Annotated in this window: 4 protein-coding genes and 1 pseudogene; 1 reads left to right on the forward strand and 4 read right to left on the reverse strand. The window is 50.3% G+C overall.

The window, feature by feature from the left end; translation table 11 throughout:
* Positions 1-301: pseudogene (locus tag E4P01_RS13190) on the reverse strand (hypothetical protein); the annotation flags it as partial.
* A gap of 323 nt (positions 302-624) precedes the next feature.
* Here E4P01_RS13190 and E4P01_RS13195 point away from each other — a divergent pair.
* Positions 625-894 carry a hypothetical protein gene (locus tag E4P01_RS13195; protein WP_216092037.1) on the forward strand — a complete coding sequence of 90 codons (270 nt, stop codon included), beginning with the start codon at positions 625-627 and terminating at the stop codon, positions 892-894.
* Positions 895-1,130: 236 nt separating this feature from the next.
* Here E4P01_RS13195 and E4P01_RS13200 read toward each other — a convergent pair whose 3' ends face one another.
* The 3 genes from E4P01_RS13200 to E4P01_RS28220 all read right to left on the reverse strand — a co-directional run.
* Positions 1,131-1,646: a hypothetical protein gene (locus tag E4P01_RS13200; RefSeq protein WP_216092038.1), complete on the reverse strand. Its 516-nt coding sequence runs from the start codon at positions 1,644-1,646 to the stop codon at positions 1,131-1,133.
* A gap of 438 nt (positions 1,647-2,084) precedes the next feature.
* A complete protein-coding gene (locus E4P01_RS13205) occupies positions 2,085-2,414 on the reverse strand; it encodes a hypothetical protein (protein WP_216092039.1) in 330 nt (109 codons plus the stop codon).
* A partial coding sequence (locus E4P01_RS28220) for a DNA/RNA non-specific endonuclease (protein WP_282442949.1) occupies positions 2,414-3,489 on the reverse strand: 1,076 nt, incomplete at its 5' end. The genes E4P01_RS28220 and E4P01_RS13205, both read right to left, overlap by 1 nt.

Below are 3,489 nucleotides of genomic sequence, written 5' to 3' on the forward strand. Positions count from 1 at the left end.
TCAGGTCCATGCGTTCGCGCATGGCCTTTTCATCCGGCTTGTCGAGGTGCTTGTTGGCGTTTTGCGTATCGCGATTGAGGCCCACCAGGTCGTTGGCACCCTCAGGATCACGCACGATAATCGTGCCCTCGCTGACCGCTGCCCGGGTTTTGCTGCTGTCGGATTCACTCAGCACCGCGCCCATTGGCGGGCCCATTGTGATACCGCTGGAGCCACCAGAAATACCTGCGCTTGCCGACGTGCTGTTGATCTTGCTGGTGTTCTTGATATCGCTGGTCAGCAAGCGATCGGTAATCAGCAAGTTCTTGTCGGCGCTGGCTTCGCTGACACTTGAACGCCAGCATTTTGATGCCTTGCATGTCTTTACACAGAGGGCTTATAGTCCGCCGGTCGTCCCCATGGCGACTCAGGTTTGGCGACCTGACGGTAGAGAATGCGCAAGCTAATGGCTTTTTTGCAGTCACTTGCGCGCCTGCAAAGCTGTCTTATGACGGCTGTGCGCGGGAGACCTTCGGGTCTGCCGGTTTTCTCTACTGCCGGTTCGCCAACCTGCGTACAGCTGTCACCCATTCGTTTGGCGACGTTTGAGTGATGGTATTAATCACTTAAGTAGAGAGTTTGAAAATGACCCGATACATTCCCCTGACAGGCCACGATTCAACCATCCCCGCGCTGGTAATCGACACCCAAGCGCCCCTTGATGTTCTCTATGATGCCGCCGCGTACCGTATCCGTGCGGTGACTCAGTTTTTGGAAAACCTGGCGTTTCGGGAGGAAATCAGTAGTGATGCAATTGTGCTTCACGATTTTGCGTTGTTACTGGCCATTCCGTTGCGCGATGGGTGCGACTTGTTGGACGTGATTGGTCGAAAAATGAATTTACAAACTTCATAAAAACCGTGGGCGGCTTGGTGCCGCCCAACTTGACTTAGTACATCCCCGTCAAGTACAGAAAAAAGTTAAATTATTAAAGAGCGAAGTTTCACAAACTACAAAAAGCGTCCAACCCCAAGTATCCACCTAGAATAATCGTAGGCCGCCCCCTGCCCCCACAAAAAAGGCGACAAAAGGGGGAGATAGGCTGCACCAGTTGCTTTTGCACCTGCTTTAGGTTCGCCTGGCTGTTGCGCCTATACCGGAGCGTTGTAAGAAACATCTCCCGAGTCGCGCCAAACTCCATTCGCAAAGCTCACTGGCCGCTGTGGATAACAAACCAACAGCCCCTCGACGAACTGACAAAAGGATAAGTCAAGTCGCGTTATCCAACGCATATTGTCTATTTCCAACAAACGCCAGTTGTCTCCGCTGTCGAAACCGAAAGCAGTCCCGGCGCTATCCCAGCCGAACAGCCACACCTCGCCCTTCGCGCCCGCTTCATAAGGCCCGTCTTTATAAATTCCATCATCACCGAAGTAGTCAACCGCAGCAGAAAGCAGCATCGGTTGAATCGTCAAAAGCGGCAGTGCGCAGTCGTCGTCCTTGATCTCACCGTGCCCCCGTTCCTCCATAAAAGCAAAGTACTCGGTGGGAGCCGTCGGCCACTGCTGCCGCATCATACTTACTTCACTTGAAGAAACAGGCGTCAGCCGCTCCAATAGCGCACATCCCATCGTATTAAAGGCTTCTAAATTTTCGTACATGTTCATGGTAGCCTCGGAGGGTGCTGCGGAAACGCTGTTGTAGTTGGACTTGCTGGGGCATGGACGCCACCTTGGTGAGCACTTCCACCCGGAACCGGATGCAAATTCCACCATTGGTTAGGTCCACCGTACTGCTGTGGTATCACATGGTGCGCCTGAAAATCCACACCACTCGCAGTTTTTGGCCATGCCAAACCAGTATTCAACTCCCACTCACGTTTAAGATTATTCCGCTGGCTATTGTATTGACGCTGCAGGGCCTGATAGTCACTTCTCGGCGCAACATAAGTATGATCAACCTGACGTAATTGGGAGCAAATAAGTAGCAGCCCGATAGCCGCCGGTGAGCAGAAAAGAAGCAACAGTTTGACGGGTAACACAATGCCGGCGAAAGGCTGGTGTCGAGAGTGTCATATCAAGTCGAAACCTTTACAGCTGGCTTATTTAATTATCATACTTAAACTCAATATTTATCTTTATATTTTCCACATCCAAAGTAACTACACATCCAGACCAGGCTTTTTCGCCTGCGCACAAGCCATTCATAACAAAATAGCTCCTCAACTGCACTAGCAATTCGGTGAAATCACCAACTGCGCGACCGTCGGGATCAAACCAGTTTAAATCACCAGCTTTATTGAAGTAATCAAACTCATAGCTACCGCCGTCGCCTTCAGCAAAAAGCTCCGCTCTGGCTATTATTTTTTTAGCGTCTGAGGGACCAGCATCAATTAGAAGCTGCCCAATTTTTTCGTAAAACAGCTGTTCATCCATCAACCCCCACCTCCAGGCGCATTTTTAAAGTCAACATTCACAGGACGGCCACCGTCGATTGAATACTTAACATTGAATCTGTCAGGCCGCACACTAGAGCCCGAGTAGATAGGCTCAATTTTGACATTTACAGGCTTCCCATCCTTAAGTGCATTTGCCCAAGTATTTTCCATCGACTTCCAGGCTCCCTTGTTTAAGTTCCCATTCATGGGGAGCAAGTTCAACTTCTCACCTGGCCCGTTAAAAACACTTGCAATTAAATGCCCGCCCTCGTCACCAGATACTCCACACTTTCCTGCCACACATTGCTGATAGGTATTTCGGTCATTTTTTGCGTAAGAAAGGTTGGATTCAACTCTTTCAACACGACCCATACTGTCTGTTTGATAGGTCTTGTTTCCATCCACTTTATAAATTGTGTTTGGCTCAGGCTTATTGAGATCTTTGGACCATGCTCCCTTGCCACCAGAGCTTACTTCGACCTCCCGTAAAGTCTGGCCTGTGCCTTTTATACCACTATATGATCCAACATCAAGTGCCTTAACAGTCTGAATTTCATTGCTGGCCTGATTAATCAGTTTCGACGCTGTTTCGAGATCACCAGCGTCTAGGGCCTTTTGTGCACCTTTTATGGTTTTTCCGGCAACATCACCAACACCGGGTATTACGCCAATCGCTGCTGCTAGGTAATCCAGAGCGCTATCAGCCTCGGAAAAACTCTTGATATCCCCGATTACCGGCACAAAGTCCACACCGGTCAGCAGGGTGTTTTTCAGCTCCTCCCGGCGCGCACTGTACATCTTTACTGAACAAGCATCCGCGCTCATCCCTGCACAGTTTTGCTCCTTGTAGTGTTCATTTTCTGCTTTGACGCGCTCTTCAGCCTTTTGCTCAAGTGTCTTCCCCTCAGCTAATGCTTCAGCGATATCACTTAGGGAGTTGTTCTCAACCGCATTCTTCCCAACCTGAGCCGCCGCCACCGCACTCAGAGCATCCTTGCCCACCGCAGAACCCGAAATCCCAGCCGCCAACGTCGACAACGCAGAGATCGTTTGCTTCTGCTCTGCAGTCAGAT

This window comes from Pseudomonas sp. NCIMB 10586, from assembly GCF_023127895.1.
Taxonomy (GTDB): domain Bacteria; phylum Pseudomonadota; class Gammaproteobacteria; order Pseudomonadales; family Pseudomonadaceae; genus Aquipseudomonas; species Aquipseudomonas synxantha_A.